Annotated in this window: 19 protein-coding genes; 10 read left to right on the top strand and 9 right to left on the bottom strand. The window is 73.5% G+C overall.

The window, feature by feature from the left end; translation table 11 throughout:
• Window positions 1-147 precede the first annotated feature (147 nt).
• From ACWDYF_RS03935 to ACWDYF_RS03950, 4 genes are all read left to right on the top strand, one after another.
• Complete coding sequence (locus ACWDYF_RS03935) at window positions 148-501, top strand: histidine triad nucleotide-binding protein (protein WP_064533096.1); 354 nt, start codon at window positions 148-150, stop codon at window positions 499-501.
• Window positions 502-511: 10 nt separating this feature from the next.
• Window positions 512-1,417, top strand: a complete 906-nt coding sequence (locus ACWDYF_RS03940; RefSeq protein WP_389467316.1) for a ribonuclease Z — start codon at window positions 512-514, stop codon at window positions 1,415-1,417.
• Between the two features lie 20 nt (window positions 1,418-1,437).
• On the top strand, window positions 1,438-2,439 hold the full coding sequence (locus ACWDYF_RS03945; protein WP_389467313.1) for an adenosine deaminase: 1,002 nt from the start codon (window positions 1,438-1,440) through the stop codon (window positions 2,437-2,439).
• Window positions 2,440-3,294: 855 nt separating this feature from the next.
• Window positions 3,295-4,188: a site-specific integrase gene (locus tag ACWDYF_RS03950; protein ID WP_389467310.1), complete on the top strand. Its 894-nt coding sequence runs from the start codon at window positions 3,295-3,297 to the stop codon at window positions 4,186-4,188.
• A 143-nt stretch (window positions 4,189-4,331) separates the two neighbouring features.
• Here the strand turns inward: ACWDYF_RS03950 and ACWDYF_RS03955 are convergent, their stop codons facing one another.
• The 3 genes from ACWDYF_RS03955 to ACWDYF_RS03965 all read right to left on the bottom strand — a co-directional run bounded on the left by ACWDYF_RS03955 (window position 4,332) and on the right by ACWDYF_RS03965 (window position 6,210).
• Window positions 4,332-4,793, bottom strand: coding sequence for a DUF732 domain-containing protein (locus ACWDYF_RS03955; protein ID WP_389467307.1), 462 nt, complete (start codon window positions 4,791-4,793; stop codon window positions 4,332-4,334).
• Between the two features lie 320 nt (window positions 4,794-5,113).
• Window positions 5,114-5,692, bottom strand: coding sequence for a PASTA domain-containing protein (locus tag ACWDYF_RS03960; protein ID WP_389467304.1), 579 nt, complete (start codon window positions 5,690-5,692; stop codon window positions 5,114-5,116).
• Window positions 5,689-6,210 carry a SigE family RNA polymerase sigma factor gene (locus tag ACWDYF_RS03965; RefSeq protein ID WP_381742360.1) on the bottom strand — a complete coding sequence of 174 codons (522 nt, stop codon included), beginning with the start codon at window positions 6,208-6,210 and terminating at the stop codon, window positions 5,689-5,691. The genes ACWDYF_RS03960 and ACWDYF_RS03965 overlap by 4 nt, the downstream gene beginning before the upstream one ends.
• A gap of 306 nt (window positions 6,211-6,516) precedes the next feature.
• On the opposite strand from ACWDYF_RS03965, the gene ACWDYF_RS03970 reads away from it, so the two are divergent.
• The 5 genes from ACWDYF_RS03970 to ACWDYF_RS03990 all read left to right on the top strand — a co-directional run bounded on the left by ACWDYF_RS03970 (window position 6,517) and on the right by ACWDYF_RS03990 (window position 13,493).
• Window positions 6,517-6,849, top strand: coding sequence for a PadR family transcriptional regulator (locus ACWDYF_RS03970; RefSeq protein ID WP_073810844.1), 333 nt, complete (start codon window positions 6,517-6,519; stop codon window positions 6,847-6,849).
• A 144-nt stretch (window positions 6,850-6,993) separates the two neighbouring features.
• Window positions 6,994-7,470 (top strand): hypothetical protein, encoded by a 477-nt coding sequence (locus tag ACWDYF_RS03975; protein WP_389467301.1) that lies wholly within the window; start codon window positions 6,994-6,996, stop codon window positions 7,468-7,470.
• Window positions 7,471-8,434: 964 nt separating this feature from the next.
• Entirely contained in the window at window positions 8,435-9,715 is a 1,281-nt protein-coding gene (locus ACWDYF_RS03980; protein WP_389467400.1) for a glucarate dehydratase family protein, read from the top strand.
• A gap of 172 nt (window positions 9,716-9,887) precedes the next feature.
• Window positions 9,888-11,213: a carbohydrate kinase family protein gene (locus ACWDYF_RS03985; RefSeq protein WP_389467296.1), complete on the top strand. Its 1,326-nt coding sequence runs from the start codon at window positions 9,888-9,890 to the stop codon at window positions 11,211-11,213.
• Between the two features lie 177 nt (window positions 11,214-11,390).
• On the top strand, window positions 11,391-13,493 hold the full coding sequence (locus ACWDYF_RS03990; protein ID WP_389467291.1) for a TIM-barrel domain-containing protein: 2,103 nt from the start codon (window positions 11,391-11,393) through the stop codon (window positions 13,491-13,493).
• A 749-nt stretch (window positions 13,494-14,242) separates the two neighbouring features.
• Here the strand turns inward: ACWDYF_RS03990 and era are convergent.
• The 3 genes from era to ACWDYF_RS04005 form a co-directional block, all read right to left on the bottom strand.
• Window positions 14,243-15,196 carry a GTPase Era gene (era, locus tag ACWDYF_RS03995; protein WP_037893885.1) on the bottom strand — a complete coding sequence of 318 codons (954 nt, stop codon included), beginning with the start codon at window positions 15,194-15,196 and terminating at the stop codon, window positions 14,243-14,245.
• 117 nt (window positions 15,197-15,313) lie between these two features.
• On the bottom strand, window positions 15,314-15,685 hold the full coding sequence (locus ACWDYF_RS04000) for a cytidine deaminase (RefSeq protein WP_389467286.1): 372 nt from the start codon (window positions 15,683-15,685) through the stop codon (window positions 15,314-15,316).
• A gap of 129 nt (window positions 15,686-15,814) precedes the next feature.
• Window positions 15,815-16,636, bottom strand: coding sequence for a helix-turn-helix transcriptional regulator (locus ACWDYF_RS04005; protein ID WP_381743928.1), 822 nt, complete (start codon window positions 16,634-16,636; stop codon window positions 15,815-15,817).
• Window positions 16,637-16,784: 148 nt separating this feature from the next.
• Between ACWDYF_RS04005 and ACWDYF_RS04010 the strand changes: the two genes are divergently transcribed.
• Window positions 16,785-18,257, top strand: a complete 1,473-nt coding sequence (locus tag ACWDYF_RS04010; RefSeq protein WP_389467284.1) for an MFS transporter — start codon at window positions 16,785-16,787, stop codon at window positions 18,255-18,257.
• 6 nt (window positions 18,258-18,263) lie between these two features.
• On the opposite strand, the gene ACWDYF_RS04015 is transcribed toward ACWDYF_RS04010, so the two are convergent.
• From ACWDYF_RS04015 to ybeY, 3 genes are read right to left on the bottom strand one after another with little or no spacing between them, the layout of a single operon-like run.
• Entirely contained in the window at window positions 18,264-18,623 is a 360-nt protein-coding gene (locus ACWDYF_RS04015; protein WP_389467281.1) for an MmcQ/YjbR family DNA-binding protein, read from the bottom strand.
• Window positions 18,620-19,918: a hemolysin family protein gene (locus ACWDYF_RS04020; RefSeq protein WP_037893146.1), complete on the bottom strand. Its 1,299-nt coding sequence runs from the start codon at window positions 19,916-19,918 to the stop codon at window positions 18,620-18,622. Before ACWDYF_RS04020 ends, ACWDYF_RS04015 begins: the two co-directional genes overlap by 4 nt.
• A gap of 6 nt (window positions 19,919-19,924) precedes the next feature.
• A complete protein-coding gene (gene ybeY, locus ACWDYF_RS04025; RefSeq protein WP_064533087.1) occupies window positions 19,925-20,422 on the bottom strand; it encodes an rRNA maturation RNase YbeY in 498 nt (165 codons plus the stop codon).
• Between the last annotated feature and the right edge of the window lie 2 nt (window positions 20,423-20,424).

The raw sequence follows: 20,424 nt of genomic DNA on the forward strand, positions 1-20,424 counted from the left end.
CCGCACCGCGGGGAGCGCGGGGGACCGATCCGCGCCGCGGGGAGCGCGGACGGCCCGTGCACCGGCCCGTGCACCGGCCCGCGCTCCCCACGGCCGACCGACTACGATGCCCCGTACCAGCTCACCGGCCCGAAGGAGCGCACGCGTATGGCAGGGGAAGCGCAGGACGACTGCCTGTTCTGCAAGATCGTCGCGGGTCAGGTCCCCGCGACCGTCGTCCGCGAGACGGACACGACCGTCGCCTTCCGCGACATCAACCCCCAGGCGCCCACCCACGTCCTGGTGATCCCCAAGGCGCACTACAAGGACGCCGCCGCGCTCGCCGCCGGCGCCCCGGAACTCGCCGCCGACGTGCTGCGCGAGACGCGGGCCGTCGCCGACGAGGAGAAGCTGGAGAGCTACCGCACCGTCTTCAACACCGGCGCGGGCGCCGGGCAGACCGTCTGGCACGCCCACGCGCACGTCCTCGGCGGCCGCGGCCTCCAGTGGCCGCCCGGCTAGGCAACCGGTCATGTCCGTACGCGAACTCGTCGTCCTCGGCACCGCCAGCCAGGTCCCGACCCGGCACCGCAACCACAACGGCTATCTGCTGCGCTGGGACGGCGAGGGCATCCTGTTCGACCCGGGGGAGGGCACCCAGCGGCAGATGCTGCGCGCCGGGGCCGCCGCCCACGACCTGAACCGGATCTGCGTCACCCACTTCCACGGCGACCACAGCCTGGGCCTGGCCGGGGTGATCCAGCGCATCAACCTCGACCGGGTCCCGCACGAGATCACCGCGCACTACCCGCGCTCCGGCAAGCGCTTCTTCGACCGGCTCCGGCACGCCACCGCCTACCGCGAGACGGTCGCCCTCACCGAGGTCCCGGTGGACGCGGACGGCGTCCTCGCCACGACAGCGGCGTACACCCTCGAAGCGCGCCGCCTCTCCCACCCGGTGGAGTCCTACGGCTACCGGCTCGTCGAACCCGACGGGCGCCGCATGCTGCCCGACCGGCTCGCCGCGCACGGCATCACCGGCCCGGACGTGGGCCGGATCCAGCACGAGGGCTCCCTGCGCGGGGTGCCGCTGGAGGCGGTGAGCGAGGTGCGGCGCGGGCAGCGGTTCGCGTTCGTCATGGACACCCGGCTGTGCGAGGGGGCGCGGGAGCTGGCCGAGGACTGCGATCTGCTGGTGATCGAGTCGACCTTCCTCGACGAGGACGAGACGCTCGCCACCGAGCACGGCCACCTCACCGCCGGGCAGGCCGCCCGCCTGGCCCGGGACGCGGGCGTACGGCACCTGGTCCTCACCCACTTCAGCCAGCGCTACTCCGAGCCCGCCGAGTTCGAACGGCAGGCGCGGGCCGCCGGGTTCGAGGGCGAGCTGACCGTGGCCCATGATCTGCTCCGGGTGCCGGTTCCGAAACGTCGGTGAAGGCGCCGTACGATTCTTTGATGCCCCTGCCCAAAGCTGAACTGCACCTCCATATCGAAGGCACCCTGGAGCCCGAGCTGGCCTTCGAGCTGGCCGCGCGCAACGGTGTGACGCTGCCCTACGCGGACACCGAGGCCCTGCGCGAGGCGTACCGCTTCCAGGACCTCCAGTCCTTCCTGAACCTGTACTACGAGCTGATGGCCGTCCTGCGCACCGAGCAGGACTTCGCCGACCTCGCCGACGCCTATCTCGCGCGGGCCGCCGCGCAGGGCGTCCGGCACGCGGAGATCTTCTTCGACCCGCAGGCGCACGCGGCGCGCGGCATCGGCATGGGCACGGTCGTCGAGGGGCTGTGCCGGGCACTGGGCCGCAGCGAGGAGCGGCACGGCGTCTCGACCCGGCTGATCCTGTGCTTCCTGCGCGACGAGTCCGCCGCGTCCGCGCTGGAGACCCTGGAGGCCGCCCGGCCGTATCTGGATCGGATCACCGGCATCGGGCTCGACTCGGCCGAGGTCGGGCACCCGCCGGCGAAGTTCCGTGAGGTGTTCGAGCGGGCCGCCGCGCTCGGTCTGCGGCGGGTGGCGCACGCGGGGGAGGAGGGGCCGCCGCAGTACATCACCGAGGCGCTGGACGTGCTCGGCGTCGAGCGCGTCGACCACGGGCTGCGCTGCATGGAGGATCCCGCGCTGGTCGGGCGGCTGGTCCGCGAGCGGGTCCCGCTGACCCTGTGCCCGCTGTCCAACGTCCGGCTGCGCGCCGTCGACACCCTCGCCGGTCATCCGCTGCCCGCCATGCTGGAGGCGGGGCTGCTGTGCACGGTCAACTCCGACGACCCGGCCTACTTCGGCGGGTACGCGGGCGACACCTTCGACGCCGTCCACCGCGTCCTCGGTCTGTCCGAGGAACGGCTGCGCGAGCTGGCCCGCAACTCCTTCCTCGCCTCCTTCCTGGAGGACGACGAGGAGCGCAGGCGGCGGTGTCTGGCCGAGGTGGAGGCGTACGAGTTCCCCCGGACCGCCTGACGCGTCCGCGTCCCTGGCCCGTCCCACCCACCCACCCGGCCCGGTGGATGGGAGGACCCCACCCCGGGGCTCCGCCCCCTTCGCCCACCCGCCCACCCGACTCGGTGGGTGAGTGGGTTCCGCCCCGGGGCTCCGCCCCGGGCCCCGGCGGGGGCTTCGCCCCCTGCGCCCCTGGGCTTGCTCGGGCGTCCGCCCGCTCGGCTCGGTGGGGGGAGGGTTCCGTCACGGGGCTTCGCCCCGAGCCCTGGCGGGGCTCTACCCCGGGCCCCGGCCCCTTCGCCCGCCCGGCTCGGTGGGTGAGTGGGTTCCGCCCCGGGGCTCCGCCCCCGGCCCCCGGCGGGGGCTCTGCGCCGGGCCGCGCCCCCTTCGCCCGCCCGCCCGGCTCGGGGTGAGTGGGTCCTGTCACGGGGCTCCGCTCCGGGGCCCCGGTGGGGGCTTCGCCCCCTGCGCCCCTGGGCTTGCTCGTCCGTCCGCCCACCCGACGCGGTGAGTCGGGAGGTCCCCCAACGGAGTTCTGCCCTGGACCCCCGCGTGGCCGCGCCCCCTGCACCCCCGGCTTGCACGCCCGTCCGCCCGGCTCGGCAGGGCAGGAGGCTCCGCCATCGGGCCCCACGAGGCTTCGCTCCGCTGCCTGCGCCCCCGGGCTCGGGGGTCGAGGAACATCGGAACGAAAGCCGGCGCTAAGCCCGGATCGCCGCTGGTCGGCAGCTGATGGTCCGTCGGCACCGGCCGGTCCGTGAAGTCGTTCCACAGATAACGCCCTATTACCTGCGGTATCGCCGATCACGATCTGCGGCGACGTCGCCGGGCCGCTGCGCGAAGCGGCCCTGTTATCTGTGGGGCAAGGGGAATCCGGTGCCCGTCCCGCTGCTGCCGACCGGGAAGGCGCTGACCGTCCGGACGGCGGCCGACGCCTTCCTCGACTCGCTCACCAACCCGAACACCGTCCGGAACTACGGCATCGCCCTCGGGAAGACCGCCGAGCACCTCGGCGAGGGCCGCCCGCTGGCCGCCGTCGCGGACGACGAGATCGGCGGGGCGCTGGAACTCCTCTGGGGCAGCTCGGCGGTGAACACCTGGAACGCCCGCCGCGGCGCGGTCCTCTCCTGGACCGGCTGGTGCGCCGAGCGCGGCTACGACGGGCCGGCAGTCCCGGCCTGGGCGAAGCGGCTTCCGCCGCCGGACTCCGACACCCCGGTGCGCTCGAAGATGGCGATCGACCGGCTGATCGCCCGCCGCGACGTCCACCTCCGGGAGAAGACCCTGTGGCGGATGCTCTACGAGACCTGCGCCCGCTCCGAGGAAATCCTGGACGTCAACATCGAGGACCTTGACCTGGCCGGCCGACGGGCCCCGGTGAAGTCCAAGGGTGCCAAGCCCAAGGTGCGCCGGCGCGGCACGGTTCGCGCCGACTACGTGCTGGAGACGGTGTTCTGGGACGCCGGTACCGCCCGGCTGCTGCCGCGCCTGCTCAAGGGCCGCACCCGCGGGCCGGTGTTCGTCACCCACCGCCGCCCCGTACCCGGCAAGATGCTCTCAGCCCGGGACGTCTGCCCAGACACCGGCCTAGCCCGCCTCTCCTACGGCCAGGCCCGCGCGCTGCTCGACCAGCACACCGCGCATGCCGGGCCGGGCACCGGCTGGGACCTGCACGAATACCGCCGCTTCGCCTGCACCTTCTCCCGGTCCGCGTCGTCCAGGAAGAAGAACCGCTCCAGCTCCGCGCAGGCGGGGAGCAGGCTGCCGTAGTGGCCGTGCTGCTGCCGGACAAGGGGCCATCCCCGCGCTGGCGGACCGCGGCGAGCCATTGAATGGTGTGCATCGTGAAGTGGCAGGTCACGATGCACACCACTCATAGGGACACCCCCCGAAGGCTCGTCGGTGTCGGGCGGTCAGGGGCAGAAGGACGCCTTCACCGCGGCGACGATGACGGCTCCCTGCTCGGGGGTGAGGGTGACGCTGCCGCCGCTGAAGCGCTGCGCGGCGTTGTTGGCGAGGGTGGTGTCGTCCTTTCCGGCCTTGATCTCCTGGCAGACGTTGAGGGCCTTGCCGATGGCCTTGGCCTGGTCGGCGGCGAGGGCGGGGTCGACGGCCTTCAGGGCGGCGATCAGCCCTGCGGTCTGGGCGACGTTGGGCGACGGGACGCTGCCGACGGCCGGTGCGCCGGCGGCGGCCGGTGCGCTGGATGCCGGGGAGGCGGCGCTGCTGGCCGGGGCCGCGCTGGTGGTGGCGGGTGCGGGCGCGACGGGGGCGCCGCTGGTGGCGGAGGCGCTGCCGCTGCCGTCGTCGTCGCAGGCGGTCAGGGTGAGGAGTGCGGCGGCGGTCAGGCCGACCGTGAGAAGGCGGAGTCTCACGACTGACACGGTGTCAGCAGCGAGGGTGCGGCGGTGCCGTTGTCGCTGGACCGTGACGAGGCCATGGCGCGGCCGGTACGGGGAGTCGGCGGTCGGCGCGCACGGGCGGAGCGTCTGTGCGCGCATGCTCCGCCGACGCCACGGCCCTGCGCCCCACCGGCAGGAGCCCCCCACTCCCCTCCCCCCGCACGCGCCCCTCGGAAAAGTCCAGCAGCGGCCCGGAGGGGCGGGCGTCCAGCCGGTGCGCCGCGGTCGATGGACTGCCCGCGCACCGGCCCCTGGGTCACTCGGCCGGTGCGCGGGCCGAAGGCCCCGGTCGCTCAGGTTCTGCCGGGTTTGCCCGTCGAGACCAGCAGGAGGACGGACGAGCCCGGTGCCACCGGTTCTGCGCCGCCCCGGGGCTGACTGCTGATCACCCGCCCGGCGGGAGCGTTCCAGTCCGTGTGCCGCATGATCGTGCAGCTCAGTCCGAGTCCGCGCAGCAGGCTTCCGGCCTGTTCGACCGGCATGCCGGCCAGGTCCGGCAGCGCGATGCCCGCTCCCGCGGTCTGCTCCTGCTCCTGTGCCGGAGTCGCATCGGCGCTTCCGCTCTTGGGGGTGCCGGTGGCGAGCGGGGTGCACGCCCCGTTCGCCGGTGGGGACAGGGACGGGGAGGCACCGGGCGTGGCCAGCACGGGCTTCAGCGCGAAGAACCCCACCGTGGCGCACGCCAGCACGCAGCACGCCGCAGCGGTGCCGAGGAGCGCCCGGCGGGTGCGGCTGCGGCTGACGGCTCGCTCGATCGCGGCCGCGTCGACGACCGGCGCCGTCGGCCCGTCGGCGAAGGAGGCCACCGCGGCACGCAGCTCGGCTTCGAGGTCCGGCTCGAACGGGGCCGGTCCGGACGACGTGTTCCTCACTTCGTACCTCCGAAAGCGGTCGACGGCGTGTGCGGCGCCTGGGCGCCCGATACGGAATCGCGCAGCTTGGCCAGGCCGCGGGCGAGCTGGGACCTCACCGCACTCGAAGAGATGTCCAGGACGTCGGCGATCTGCCGGGCGTCCAGATCGTGCAGGTAGTACAGGACCACCACGCTGCGCATGCCCATCGGCAGCCCGAGCAGTGCCTCGATCAGTTCCGCGCGCAGATCCACCTGCCCGAACCGGTCCCGGGGGTCGGCCGTCTCGGGCACCCCCGACAGCCCGGGGCGCTCGCCCCGGCGCGACAGCCGCCGCCAGCGGTCGTTGGCCAGGTTGACCAGCACTTTGCGCACGTACGCCTCCGGCGAGTCCGCCACCGCGACCTTCCGCCACTGTCGGCACGCCCGCTCCAGCGCCTCCTGCACCAGATCCTCGGCCACGTGCACGTCACCGGTCAGCGCATACGCGGCGCGGAACAACGCTCCCGACCGCTGTGCGACGAACTCCGTGAATCCGATGCCCGGACCGCTCCTGCGAAACCTCACCCGCCGACCTCCTCTCCTCGTCCCGTCCCGATCACTGCCCCCATGACGGCGGAACGGGGCCGAGTGCTGCACCGAGCCGCCGGCAGTGACGTGAATCACAGCCGGGACGGAAGGGTGTCCCAGGACCTCGCGCCGCTGCCGCCCGGGGTGCGGGCGGGGCCCGGCGAAGCGGAGGGCCGCCGGCGGGCGGCCCGCAGTCGGCCGAGAAGAACGGGGGCGCCTCTCGCCAGATACTACGGTGACCGTACTACGGTGTGCCGGGTGAAGAACAAACGCTCCATGCAGGAGCCGACCTTCCTCCTCCTCACCGCACTCGCCGACCGGCCGCGCCACGGCTACGCGCTCGGGGACGAGGTCGCCGCGATCTCCGACGGTCGGGTGCGACTGGGCGCAGGCAGCCTCTACGGCACCCTTGACCGCCTGCTGGCTGAGGGGCTGATCCGCGTCGAGCGCGAGGAGACGGTGGACGGACGCCCCCGACGCGTGTTCACCCTCACCCCGGACGGAGAACAGTCGCTCAGGACCGAGGCCGACCGCCTGCGCTCCGCCCTGCGCGAGGCGGACCGCCGCCTGGCGGCACCCCGGACCCGTTCCGCAGGAGGTTCGGCATGACCTCGTAGCACCCCCTGAACGCCTGGCTTCTCCGGCGGGCCCTCGCGCTCTACCCGTCCTCGTACGGCACCGGCGCGCTCGCGGAGGTGACCGACTTCGCCGCCCGCCGGATCGCTCTCCGGTCCGGCCGGAGGGCTGCGCGAGGTGGCCGACGTCGCCGGGCACGGAGTCCGGGTCCGGCTCGGCCTGGTCTCCCACCGCCCGACGGGCCGGGCGTTCGCCACCGCGGCGCCGATCGCCGCCCTGCCCGCCGGAACCTACGCGGCAGCCTCGGTCGTGCGCGACGTGCGAACCGCCGTCAGCCCCGAGACCCACGGCTCCTCCACCAGCGGCTTCCCCGACGGAGGCCCGCTCCTGGCGGCGGTCTCGTTCCTCGTCCCGGCCGCGCTCACGGCCTGCGCGGTGGTGGCCGACCGCTGGTCCGCCGCACGGGTCCTGGCCCTGCCGGCCGCCGCTTCGGCGGCACTGTTCTGCCTGCTGTCCTACACCGGGCCGCTCGGCCTGGACCGAGCCGCAGCAGCCGAACTCGGCCTCGGCCCGCGCGGGTTGGGGCTGATCACGCTCAACACCCTGATCCTCCTGTACCGCCGCCTTCCGAGGAGGGGGCTTTCCCGCAGCTGACCCACGCACCCTCCCTGCTTCCTGAAGGTGAGCGGTCGGCTGCCGGTCGGACCGCACGGAAGCGGACCGGCGAGCAGGCACTCCCCCCCGCGTGGCGGCCGGACGCTTCGGGGCCGTGCCGCCACCACGGGCTCCGGGACGACCGGAGCTCCCAGACCCGTAGGTCAGGGTGGGCGCTCCGGTCGTCCCGGTACACCTCGTGCCGGTAGCCCGCGTCGGCCGGCCGCCCAGGCACCGGGCCTTCGCCGCCGCCCCAGGGGCGGGCCGTGGTGACGACCCGGCAGGCGTCGAAGACGAACAACGGGCGGCGGAAGACCGCCACCAGGCTGCGCAGCGGGTGCCGGACCACGTCCGGCACCCGCTGCCGGGAACGGGGGGCCATCCCCGCCCGCACCGGGGCGCCGTAGAGCGCCCCGTACCCTGCGGCCTGCTCATCCGTCAGAAACTCGACCGGCACCCCGGACCTCCAGGCAGTTGATCAACACGACTGCCGAAGGTTCAACCACCACGGAACCGCAGGTAAACGGGCTCCGAAGAGCGCGGAGGGCTTAGCGCCGGTTTTCGTTCCGATGTTCCTCAACCCCCGGCTCGCCCATCCGCCCGCGCGGCTCGGGGGGTGAGAGGGCCTCCGCGTGGCTCCGCCCCCTGCGCCCCGACGCTCGCTCGTCCTCGGGCGGCTGGAGCGTCCCGTCACAGGGCTTCGCCCTCTAGCCCCTGCGAGGGTTCCGTCGCCTGTGACCCGGTTGCCCGGCTCGGTGGGCCGGGAGATCTCGCGCGGGGGCTGCGCCCCCTGTACCCCGGCCGCCCTGTCCCGGCCCGCCCCGAGGAGTCTTTTCCGACGTGGGTCCATTGACGCGACCTGTTCGCCTACCTAGTCTCCATTCTCATACATGGACAGTGTTCAGGTGGGCGGGCGGGTGGAGGCAAGGTGGGGAACAGGGTGTCGGATCTCGGGGCCGGGCTCATGATCGCCGGGGTGCGGCTGACTCCGATCCTGGTCGCCGATCCGCCACTGCTGAACACGCAGGGCGTGCACCAGCCGTACACGCCCCGGCTGATCGTCGAGGTGGAGACGGCGGGGGGTGTGACGGGGGTCGGGGAGACCTACGGTGACACCAAGTACCTGGAGCTGGCCAGGCCGTTCGCCGCGCGGCTCGAAGGGCGCCGGGTCAGTGATCTGAACGCGCTGTTCACGCTCGCGGACGAGGTCGCCGTGGACGCCTCCCGGGTCGAGGACGCCGTGGACGTCGGCGGGCTGCGCGGCGCCCAGACCGCCGACAAGCTGCGCCTCTCCGTCGTCTCCGCCTTCGAGGTCGCCTGCCTGGACGCGCTCGGCAGGACCCTCGGCCTGCCGGTGCACGAACTGCTCGGCGGCAAGCTGCGCGACCGCGTCGAGTACAGCGCCTACCTCTTCTACAAATGGGCCCGGCACCCGGAGGGCGTCCCCGCCGAACCGGACGACTGGGGCGCCGCCCTCGACCCGGCCGGAGTCGTCGCACAGGCCCGGCGGTTCAAGGAGCGGTACGGCTTCACCTCCTTCAAGCTCAAGGGCGGAGTGTTCCCGCCCGAGGAGGAGGTCGCCGCGATCCGGGCCCTGGCCGAGGCGTTCCCCGGGCACCCGCTGCGCCTCGACCCCAACGGCGCCTGGTCCGTCGCCACCTCGCTGGAGGTGGCCGGGCAGCTCGCCGGTGTCCTGGAGTACCTGGAGGACCCCGCGCTCGGCACCCCCGCCATGGCCGAGGTCGCCGCCCGCACCGGGGTGCCGCTGGCCACCAACATGTGCGTGACCACGTTCGCCGAGATACCCGAGGCGTTCACCCGCGACGCCGTCCAGGTCGTCCTGTGCGACCACCACTACTGGGGCGGACTGCGCAACACCCGCCAACTCGCCGCGCTCTGCCGCACCTTCGGCGTCGGCGTGTCCATGCACTCCAACACCCACCTCGGCATCAGTCTCGCCGCCATGACCCATGTCGCCGCGACCCTCCCCGGCCTCCACCACGCCTGCGACTCCCACTACCCCTGGCAGTCGGAGGACGTCCTCACCGAACGCCTCGCCTTCACCGACGGTCACGTCACCGTGCCGGACGGCCCCGGCCTCGGCGTCGAACTCGACCGCGACAGGCTGGCGTTCCTGCACCGGCGCTGGCTCGACGACGACGGTTCGCTGCGCGACCGCGACGACACGGCGGCCCTGCGCGCCGCCGACCCCCGGTGGACCGCCCCGCCCGTACCGCGCTGGTGACGGGCCGGCCGGACCAGCGCGTCCGGTCCGGCGGCGGCCCCCGCACCCCCCCCTGCCCACCGAACACGTCCCCGTACTTACCGAGGTATCGCCCCACCCGGCGTGACACCCCCGCCGGGTGCGCGCGGTGGTGCACACTGGCTGGATCCGCACCATGCCAGGGGAGCGCACCGTGACCGCGTCCAACACGCCCGCCGGAGAAGGACCGGAGCAGCCGGAACACCCGGACGTCCGGCGGGTCCCGCCGCGCCGCGAGACGCCCGAGTCCCGCGAGACGCCCGGGTTCCGCGAGACGCCAGAGTCCCGCGAGTACCCGCAGGACCGGGAGTACGTCGTCGGGGCCCCGCACGCCCCCGGCGCCCCGCAGCTCGACCCGCTGGCCGGGCTGCGCACCACGGACGACCCGCCCTGCGACGTCTACCTCACCGGGACCGTCTTCCTCGACATCGTCTTCACCGGCCTCGACTCCGCCCCGGTGCGCGGCACCGAGTCCTGGGCGCGCGGCATGGGATCGAGCCCCGGCGGCGTGGCCAACATGGCGACCGCCCTGGCCCGCCTCGGCCTGCGCACCTCGCTCGCGGCGGCTTTCGGCGACGACCACTACGGGGAGTACTGCTGGGACGCGCTGGAACAGGGCGAGGGCATCGACCTCACCCCGTCGCGCACCGTCCCCGGCTGGCACTCGCCGGTCACCGTCTCCATGGCGTACGAGGGCGAGCGCACCATGGTCTCCCACGGCCACGAGCCGCCCCCGGAGAAGGTCCTCCTCCAGGACTTCCAGGGCCTCCCGGACCTCCAGGGCGTCCGCGGTCTCCCGGACGGCACACCCCCGTGCCTGCCGTCCGCGCGGGCCGCCGTCGCCTCGCTGACGCCCGGCAGGCGCGAGCCGTGGATCGCCGAGGCCGCCCGGCAGGGGACCCGGGTCTTCGGGGACGTCGGCTGGGACGACACCGGCGCCTGGGACCTGGCCGGACTCGCCGACCTGGAGCACTGCGAGGCGTTCCTGCCCAACGCCGAGGAGGCGATGCGCTACACCCGCACCGACTGCCCGCGCGCCGCGGCGCACGCGCTCACCGCGTTCGTGCCGGTCGCGGTGGTCACCCTCGGCGCGGAGGGCGCCTACGCCGTCGACCGGCGCACCGGGGAGAGCGCCGAGGTGCCCGCCATCGCGGTCGAGGCGCTCGACCCGACCGGCGCGGGCGACGTCTTCGTGGCCGGTTTCGTCACCGGCAGCCTGGCCGGCTGGCCGCTGGCCGACCGGCTCGCCTTCGCCGGGCTCACCGCCGCGCTGTCGGTGCAGGAGTTCGGCGGCTCGCTGTCGGCGCCGGGCTGGTCCGAGATCGCTGCCTGGTGGCGCCGGGTCCAGTCGGTACCGGGCCAGGACCCGGCCGCGCTGCGCCGGTACGCCTTCCTGGACCGGCTGCTGCCCGAGGCGTGCGCGGAGTCCTGGCCCCGCCGCCGGGCGGTGCCCACCATCGGTTTCGGCCGCTCCGCGTGACCCGCCGCGCCCGCGTGCGCCGCAACTCCCGGGCCCGGGTACGCCATTGACAGATGACGTTTGCTGCTCAATTATCGGCGGAATCAAGCACGATTTTGCACGCAGCACGGTTTTGCACGGGCCCGCACTTCCAGACCCATGGCTCCCTCCTGACCGCTCCGTCGAAGGACATGCGTCGTGCGCAGACCATCACGCAGCCCCCGAGTGCTCCTCGCCGCCCTCGCCCTGGCCCTCGCCCTCCCCGTGGGACTCACCGCGCAGGACCAGGCCCAGGCCGCCGCCCAGGCGACCCCCGCCGCCCCCGCCCCCCGCCTCACCTCGTCCCCGGCCGAGCTGACCCTCACCGTCCCGCGCGGCCGCACCGCGCCCGGCTACCGGCTGACGGTGACGACCGCTCAACTCGCCCTCACCACCAGCCGGTCCGGCGCCACCGTCCTGGCCACCGCCCCGGCCGGCACCGGCGCCCTGCGCTTCCGCACCGGCGGAACCTGGCAGCACGCCACCCGCGTCACCGACTGGACCTGGCGCCACGGCACCCTCACGCTCACCGCGGCCACCACCGCGCCCGGCACCAGCGTCCAGGCCCGGATCACGCCCGCCGCCGACCGCTACCAGCTCGACTGGCAGGTCACCGGGCAGGCCGTCCCCGACCGCCTCGGCCTCGCCTACGCCCTCTCCTCCGCCGGCCACTGGTACGGCCACGGCGAGGCCCAGACCCCCTCGGGCGGACCCGGCACCGACCAGCCCTGGCCGCTGGACAGCGGACAGGTCGCGCACACCAACTTCGGCCCGGCCTCGTACTACATGGTCGACCCGTTCTGGTACACCTCGCGCTCCACCGGGCTGCGCGTGGACACCGGGCACGTCATGGACGTCGCCCTCAACCAGGGCGGGGACGGCCTCGGCCGCTTCGACATCGAGTCCGCCGAACCGTACAAGGCGACCGTCTTCGTCGAGTCGACGCCCCTGGACGTCTACCGCGACTACATCGGCATCGTCGGCAAGCCCGCCAAGAGCGACGCCACCTACCGGCAGTACGCCGAGCCCGTCTGGAACTCCTGGGCGCAGTTCTACACCCACGTCGACCAGGCCAAGCTGCTCGACTACGCCCAGGACCTGCACGACAACGGCATCGGCGGCCACACCCTCCAGCTCGACGACAAGTGGGAGTCCAACTACGGGAACATGACCTTCGACCCGAAGGCGTACCCCGACCCCGCCGCCATGTCGAAGAAGATCCACGACCTCGGCTTCGACTTCGGCCTCTGGGTCACCCTCTGGATCAACCTCGACTCCGACCAGTACGGCTACGCCGCCGACCACGGCTACCTGCTGAAGTCCGCCGCCGACACCACCAAGCCCTGCACGGTCACCTGGTGGAACGGCACGGCCGGCATCGTCGACCTCGCCAATCCGGACGCCAAGGCCTGGTACGAGGGCCGTCTGAAGTCCCTCATGAGCGCCTACGGCGTCGACGGCCTGAAGTTCGACACCCGCTTCATCGACGAGAAGTGCGCCCCGCACGAGGGCTACAAGCCCACCGACTACCAGCGGCTCGGCGCGCAGCTCGCCGACGAGTACGACCTCCAGGGCGTCGGCATCCGCGTCCACTGGGACACCACCGCCCACCGGGCCGGATTCGTCACCCGCCAGGAGGACAAGGGCACGGGCTGGGACTCCCTGCGGGCCTCCGTCTCCCAGAACCTCGCCATCTCCACCATCGGCTACCCCTTCGTCACCACCGACATGATCGGCGGCTCGCTGGGCCAGCCGGCCCCCACCAAGCAGGTCCTGGTCCGCTGGGCCCAGTCGGCGTCGCTGATGCCCCTGATGTACGCGTCCACGTCCCCCGTCGAGACGAACGACCCCACCACCGGCCAGAAGGTCGTCTACGACCGGGAGACCACCGACCTCTACCGCGCCGCCCTCGCCCGCCACGCCCGCCTGGCCCCCTACATCTGGGACCAGGTCCAGGCCACCCTGCGCACCGGCGACCCGATCATGCGCCCCCTCTTCTTCGACTTCCCGAAGGACGAGGCCGCCTACACGGTCACCGACGAGTGGATGCTCGGCCCGGCCGTCCTCGCCGCCCCCCAGCTCACCGACGCCCCCACCCGCTCCGTCCACCTCCCCCCGGGCACCTGGTACGACGTCGCCCACCACAGGACCGTCCCCGGCAACCGCACCCTCACCTCCTACAGCACCCCCCTGGGCACGGCCCCGGTCTTCGTCAACCTCCACGCAAAGGGAGCCCAGCAGGCCCTGCAAGCCCTGCGCTGACCCCCACCCCCACCGACGGGCCGAGCGCCGAGCGCCCGGCCCGTCGCCATGAGGGAAACCGGGGTCCGGGGAGCGGGGGGGGAGAGAGGCGGGAGCGGGAGGAGGAAGGAGCCCCTGGGCAGGGGCCCTGGCCGAGCCTCGGGGCCCCGGGGAGGGGGGCGAGCCGCGCGACGCGACTTCCCGGCCGACCGAGGACGATCGAACGCCGGGGGGGGGGGGAGGCGGCCGGAGCCCCGTGGGACACTCCCCGGCCCACCGAGTCGGGCGGCCGGGTGGGCGAGTTCAGGGGTGCAGGGGACGGAGTCCTGGCCGGGGTTCGGGGTGGAGCCCGGTGGCGGAGTCTTCTCACCCACCGTGTCAGGTGCGCTCGGGGGCGCAGGGGGCGGAGCCCCCGCGGGGGTTCGGGGCGGAGCCCCGTGGCGGGGCCGTCCTGCCCACCGAGTCGGGCGGCCGGGTGGGTGAGTTCAGGGGTGCAGGGGGCGGAGTCCCCGCCGGGGTTCGGGGCGGGGCCCGGTGGTGGAGTCTTCTCACCCACCGTGTCAGGTGCGCTCGGGGGCGCAGGGGGCGGAGCCCCCGCGGGGGTCCGGGGCGGAGCCCCGTGGCGGGGCCTTTCCACCCACCGAGTCGGGTGGGTGGGTGGGCGAGTCCGGGGGTGCTGGGGGCGGAGCCCCCGCTGGGGTTCGGGGCGGAGCCCCGTGGCGGGGCCTTCTCACCCACCGAGTCGGGTGGGCGGGTGGGCCGGGGGACCCTCAGAAACCGAGCCGACGCAACTGCTTCGGGTCCCGCTGCCAGTCCTTCGCGACCTTCACATGGAGGTCGAGGAACACCGGCGTACCGAGCAACGCCTCGATCTGCTTGCGCGACTTGATCCCGACCTCCTTCAACCGCTTCCCCTTCGGCCCGATGATGATCCCCTTCTGGCTGGGCCGCTCGATGAAGACGTTCGCGTGGATGTCCAGCAGCGGCTTGTCCTCCGGCCGGTCCTCCCGCGGCAGCATCTCCTCGACGACCACGGCGATGGAGTGCGGCAACTCGTCCCGCACCCCCTCCAGCGCCGCCTCCCGGATCAGCTCGGCCACCATCACCTGCTCGGGCTCGTCGGTCAGATCCCCCTCGGGATACAGCGCGGGCCCCTCCGGCAGCAGCGGGATCAGCAGATCGGCGAGCAGATCCACCTGCCGGCCGGCCGTCGCCGACACCGGCACGATCTCCGCCCACTCGATCCCCAGCTCCTTGCCGAGCTGGTCGACCGCGATGAGCTGCTCGGCGAGCGCCTTGCCGTCCACGAGGTCGGTCTTCGTGACGATCGCGACCTTCGGCGTCTTCCTGATCCCCGCCAGCTCCTTGGCGATGAACCGGTCACCGGGCCCGATCTTCTGGTCGGCGGGCAGGCAGAAGCCGATCACGTCCACCTCGGCCCACGTGGTCCGCACCACGTCGTTCAGCCGCTCGCCCAGCAGCGTCCGCGGCTTGTGCAGCCCCGGCGTGTCCACGAGGATCAGCTGCGCGTCCGGCCGGTGCACGATGCCGCGCACGGTGTGCCGGGTGGTCTGCGGCCGGTTGGAGGTGATCGCCACCTTCTGCCCGACCAGAGCGTTCGTGAGGGTGGACTTGCCCGCGTTGGGGCGGCCCACGAAACAGGCGAAGCCGGCCCGGTGGACAGCCTCGGCGGACTGCTCGGATGACTGGGTACGAACGCTCATGGCGCCCATTGTCCCTGATCCACGACCCCCCGCCGAACAGGGCGCCGCGACCGGCACCCCACCGCCCCCGGACGCCCCCCGCACGTCCCGGGCCGCGCCCGCGCTGCTACTGCGCCGCTACTCCGCCGTCCGCGCCGCCAGCGTCACCCGCACGGCACCGTCCGGCCCGGCCAGCAGCACCGGCGTACCCGCCCCGCCCAGGTCGGCCACGGCCGCCAGGTCCTCCGGCGGCAGCCCCTGAGCCGCGCCGACCACGGCCGCCGCCTCCAGCGAGGTCGCCCCGGACGCCACCGCCATCGCCACCGCGGTGCGCAGCGCGCTCAGCTCCAGCGAGGCCAGCCGCACCGACCCGGCGGCGTAGGTACGGCCCGTCTCGTCCCGTACCGCCGCGCCCTCCGGCACGCCGTTGCGGGCCCGTACCGAACGGGCCAGGGTGACGATCTTGCGGTCCTCGGCGTCCAGCGCGCTGCTGTCGGTGCTCTCGGTCATGGCCCCGAGCATACGGAGCCCCACCGACAGTCCCACCGACAGCCCTGCCGACGGCCCCCCGCGCACCCCGGCCCCCGCCGCACCCCGCACCCCGCACCACCACACCCGGCCCCGCTCCGCGGCCGAACCTCACCCCGCCACCGGATACATCGCCCCGCGCCGCCCCTCCGGCGAGGCCAGCCACTCCAGCTTCGCCGCGGTGTTCGCCTCGTCCAGCGGCGTGTGCAGCACCACCGTGAGATCCGGCCGGGCCGGCACCTTCATCGCCGTGGACTCCACGCACAGCAGCCCCACCAGCGGATGCTCCAGCTCCTTGCGCACCTGCCCCGGCTCCTCGACGTCCCACTCCTCCCACAGCGCCGTGAACTCCGCGCTGGCCCGCGAGACCCGGTCCAGCACCGCCTGGTACCCCTCGTCGCCGGGCCGGGCGGCGCACGCGGCCCGGAACTGCGCGACGACGGTACGGGCGTTGCGCTCCCAGCTGTGCGAGCGGGCGCGGTACAGCGGGTCGGTGAAGAAGTCGACGAGGCAGTTCTGCGTGATGTCCGGACGCATGCCCAGCACCACCGCGGCGGCGTCGTTGTACATCACGCAGTTGTAGTAGAGGTCCATGATGTGCGCCGGATACGGCATCCAGGTGTCGATCAGCCGCCGCAGCCCCTCGCACATGTCCCGCTTGTCCGGCGCCACCTCGGGCGCGGGCGGGTTCAGCCCGGCGAGCACGTACAGATGGCGCCGCTCGGTGCCACCGAGCCGCAGCACCCGCGCCACCGCGTCCAGGACCTGCGCGGAGACGGAGATGTCCCGCCCCTGCTCCAGCCACTGGTACCAGGAGGCGCCCACCCCGGCGAGCACGGCGACCTCCTCCCGCCGCAGTCCGGGCGTACGCCGGCGCGCCCCGCCGTCCGGCAGCCCCGCCTCGGCCGGGGACACCCGGGCCCGTCTGCTCATCAGGAACTCGCGCAGCTCATGCCGCCGCTGACTCTTCGACACGTCCGTATCCGGCACGTACGGATCCCCCTCGCGCTGTCTGGTGGTGCCACCACCACCATAAGTTCCGACTCCCCACATCTGTTCCGGCCGCAAGAAGCTCTTTGCCATGGCGATCGACACCACCCCGGCCACCCCGGCAACCACCCCCGACCCCCAGCCCACCCCATCGGCATCGACATCGGCATCGACATCGGCATCGGCATCGGCGGCCTCCCGGCTGTCGACGCGCGACAAGCTCGTCCTGTTCGTCCTGTGCGCGGCCCAGTTCATGGTCGCCCTGGACTTCTCCGTCCTGAACGTGGCCCTGCCGGAACTCGGCACCGACCTCGGCATGAGCCGCTCCGCGCTCCAGTGGGCCGTCACCGCGTTCGCCCTGCCCTCCGGCGGCTTCCTGCTGCTGTTCGGCCGGGTCGGCGACCTGTTCGGCCGCCGCAGGCTGTTCCTCGCCGGGCTCGCCCTGTTCGGCGCGGCCTCCCTGCTGGCCACCCTCGCCTGGGACCCGGCGTCCTTCCTGGCCGGACGGGTGCTCCAGGGCCTGGGCGCCGCGGCCATCGTGCCCACCGGCATGTCCCTGCTGACCACCACCTTCCCGGAGGGCCCGGCCCGCGACCGCGCCCTCGGCATCTCCGGCACCCTGCTGTCGCTGGGCTTCACCGTCGGCATGGTCGCCGGCGGCGTCCTCACCGACGCCCTCGGCTGGCGCTCCACGATGGCGCTGCTCACCGTCTTCGCACTGATCGTGCTGCCCCTGGCCCCCGGCCTGCTCCCCGAGTCCCGCACCCCCAACCGCCCCCGCCTGGACATCCCCGGCGCGGTCACCGTCACCACCGGTCTGCTCTCGCTGATCTACGCCCTGTCCACCGCCGCCGACCACGGCTTCGGCCGCGCCGACGTGATCGCCGCGCTGCTCGCCGGACTCGCCCTGCTGGCCGCGTTCGTGGTCGTGGAGTCCCGCTCCGCCGCCCCGCTGGTCTCGCTGCCCATGCTGCGCCGCCGCACGGTGGCCTTCGGCAACCTGGGCGGTCTGGTCACCTTCTCGATGATGTCGACGGTCGTCTTCGTCCTGACCCTCTACCTCCAGGAGACCCTGCGCCTGTCGGCCTTCGAGACCGGCCTCGTCTTCGGGGTGCAGGGCGTGCTGTCGGCCGTCGCCGGCTCGTACGCGGCGAAGGTCATCGGCCGCTTCGGCGCCCGCCGCACGCTGGCCGGTTCGCTGGCCGGGCAGGGCGCGCTGATCGCCGCGCTGCTCGGGCTGGGCACCGGATCGTGGTCGGTGTGGCTGGCCACCGCGGCCGTCGCCCTGGCCAGCATGTTCCACCTGGGCGCGATCGTCTCCTACGGTCTGACCGTCACCTCGGGCGTGCCCGACGAGGAGCAGGGCCTGGCCACCGGCCTGGTCACCTCCACCCAGCAGGTGGGCATCACCGTCGGCATCCCGCTGCTGGGCGTGCTCGCCACCACCTCCGACGACCTGCTCGCCGGGGTGCACACCGTGCTCGCCCTGGACGCGCTGATCGTGCTGGCGGCGGCGGTGCTGGTGGGACTCGGCCTGCGTACCGGCCGGGGAGCCCGTTCCTGAAGGGCCTCAGGGCCGGTCGAGGCGGAGCCGCTCGGCACGCGGCAGACCGGCCACCACGAGGTCGTAGGAGTCCTCGACCAGCTCCCGGACCAGCCGGTCCGGGAGCCGTCCGTCGGCCGTGACCGTGTTCCAGTGCCGCTTGTTCATGTGCCAGCCCGGGACGACCAGCCCCGGGTGCTCGCCGCGCAGCCGCACCGCGTCCTCGGGATCGCACTTGAGGTTGACGGTCAGGGGCCGCGCGTCCAGCGCCGTCAGCGCGAAGAGCTTGCCCCGCACCTTGAAGACCGAGGTCTCCGGAGTGAAGGGGAAGTCCTCCACGGCGGCGTTGAAGGACAGGCACAGGGCGCGCAGCTCCTGGGGCGTCATCCGCTCTCCGCTCCGTCCCCGGGGCCGTCCACCGGCTCCACCAGCACCGTCACGATCTTGTTCCGGCGGCCCGCCGCGGACTCCGCGGTCAGCCGCAGCGTCCGCCCGTCGGGCAGCTCGACCGGCGCCGAGGCGCCCGCGATGGGAACCCGGCCCAGCGCCTTGGCGAGCAGCCCGCCGACCGTCTCCACGTCCTCGTCGTCGTACTCCTCCAGGCCGTACAGCTCGCCCAGATCGGTGATGTCGAGGCGGGCGGTGACCCGGTGGCGGCCCTCGCCGAGGTCCTCCACCGGAGGCAGCTCCCGGTCGTACTCGTCGGTGATCTCGCCGACGATCTCCTCCAGGATGTCCTCGATGGTGACGATCCCGGCCGTGCCGCCGTACTCGTCGATGACGACCGCGACGTGGTTGCGCTCCTTCTGCATCTCGCGCAGCAGGTCACCGGCGTTCTTGGTGTCCGGTACGAACACCGCCGGGCGCATCGCCGTGGACACCAGCTCGTTCTCCGCCTCCCGGGTGATGTGGGTGCGGCGGACCAGGTCCTTCAGATAGACGATGCCGACGACGTCGTCCTCGCTCTCCCCGGTGACCGGGATGCGCGAGAAACCGGAGCGCAGCGCCAGCGTGAGGGCCTGGCGGATGGTCTTGTACCGCTCGATGACGACGAGGTCGGTGCGCGGCACCATCACCTCCCGCACCAGCGTGTCCCCCAGCTCGAAGACGGAGTGCACCATGCGGCGCTCGTCGTCCTCGATCAGGGACTCCTGCTCGGCCAGGTCGACCAGCGCCCGCAGCTCCGCCTCCGAGGCGAACGGGCCGCGCCGGAAGCCCTTGCCCGGCGTGAGCGCGTTGCCGATGAGGATGAGCAGCGAGGGGATCGGGCCCATGATCCGGGCGAGCGGGACCAGGACGTACGCCGCCACGGTGGCCGTGTTCAGCGGATGCTGCCGGCCGATGGTGCGCGGGGAGACCCCGACGGCGACGTACGACACCAGGACCATGACGGCGATCGCGACCACCAGGGCCTCGCCGGTCCCGGAGAACGCGTCCAGGCAGACATAGGTGACCAGGGCCGCCGCCGCCATCTCGCAGGCGACGCGGACCAGCAGGGCCACGTTCAGATAGCGGGTCGGGTCGGCGGCGACCTGGGCGAGCTTGGCGCCGCCCCGGCGGCCCGACTTCACGGCCTCGTCGGCGCGGAAGCTGGAGACGCGCGCGAGGCCCGCCTCCGCGCAGGCGGCGAGCCAGGCGACGACGACCAGGGCGACGGCGCCGACGACGATCTGCGGACTCATCGGCGGTTACGAGACGGTCGGCGCCGGAGAGGGACCCTCCAGGCCCCGCTCGGCACGCCAGCCGTCCACGATCGCCGCCTGGAGGCCGAACATCTCGGCCTTCTCGTCCGGCTCCTCGTGGTCGTAGCCCAGCAGGTGCAGCACTCCGTGGACGGTGAGCAGTTGCAGCTCCTCGTCCATGGAGTGCTTCGTCTCCGCCTCGGCGCCCTGCCGGGCGGCGACCTCCGGGCACAGCACGATGTCACCGAGGAGGCCCTGCGGGGGCTCCTCGTCGTCCTTGCCCGGCGGACGCAGCTCGTCCATCGGGAAGGACATGACATCCGTCGGACCCGGCAGGTCCATCCACTGGATGTGCAGCTGCTCCATGGCGTCGGCGTCCACGACGATCACCGACAGTTCGGAGAGCGGGTGAATGCGCATCCGCGCGAGCGCGTAGCGGGCGATGTCGAGGATCGCCTGCTCGTCGACCTCGGTTCCGGACTCGTTGTTGACGTCGATCGACATGG

This window comes from Streptomyces sp. NPDC003284 (genome assembly GCF_053589675.1).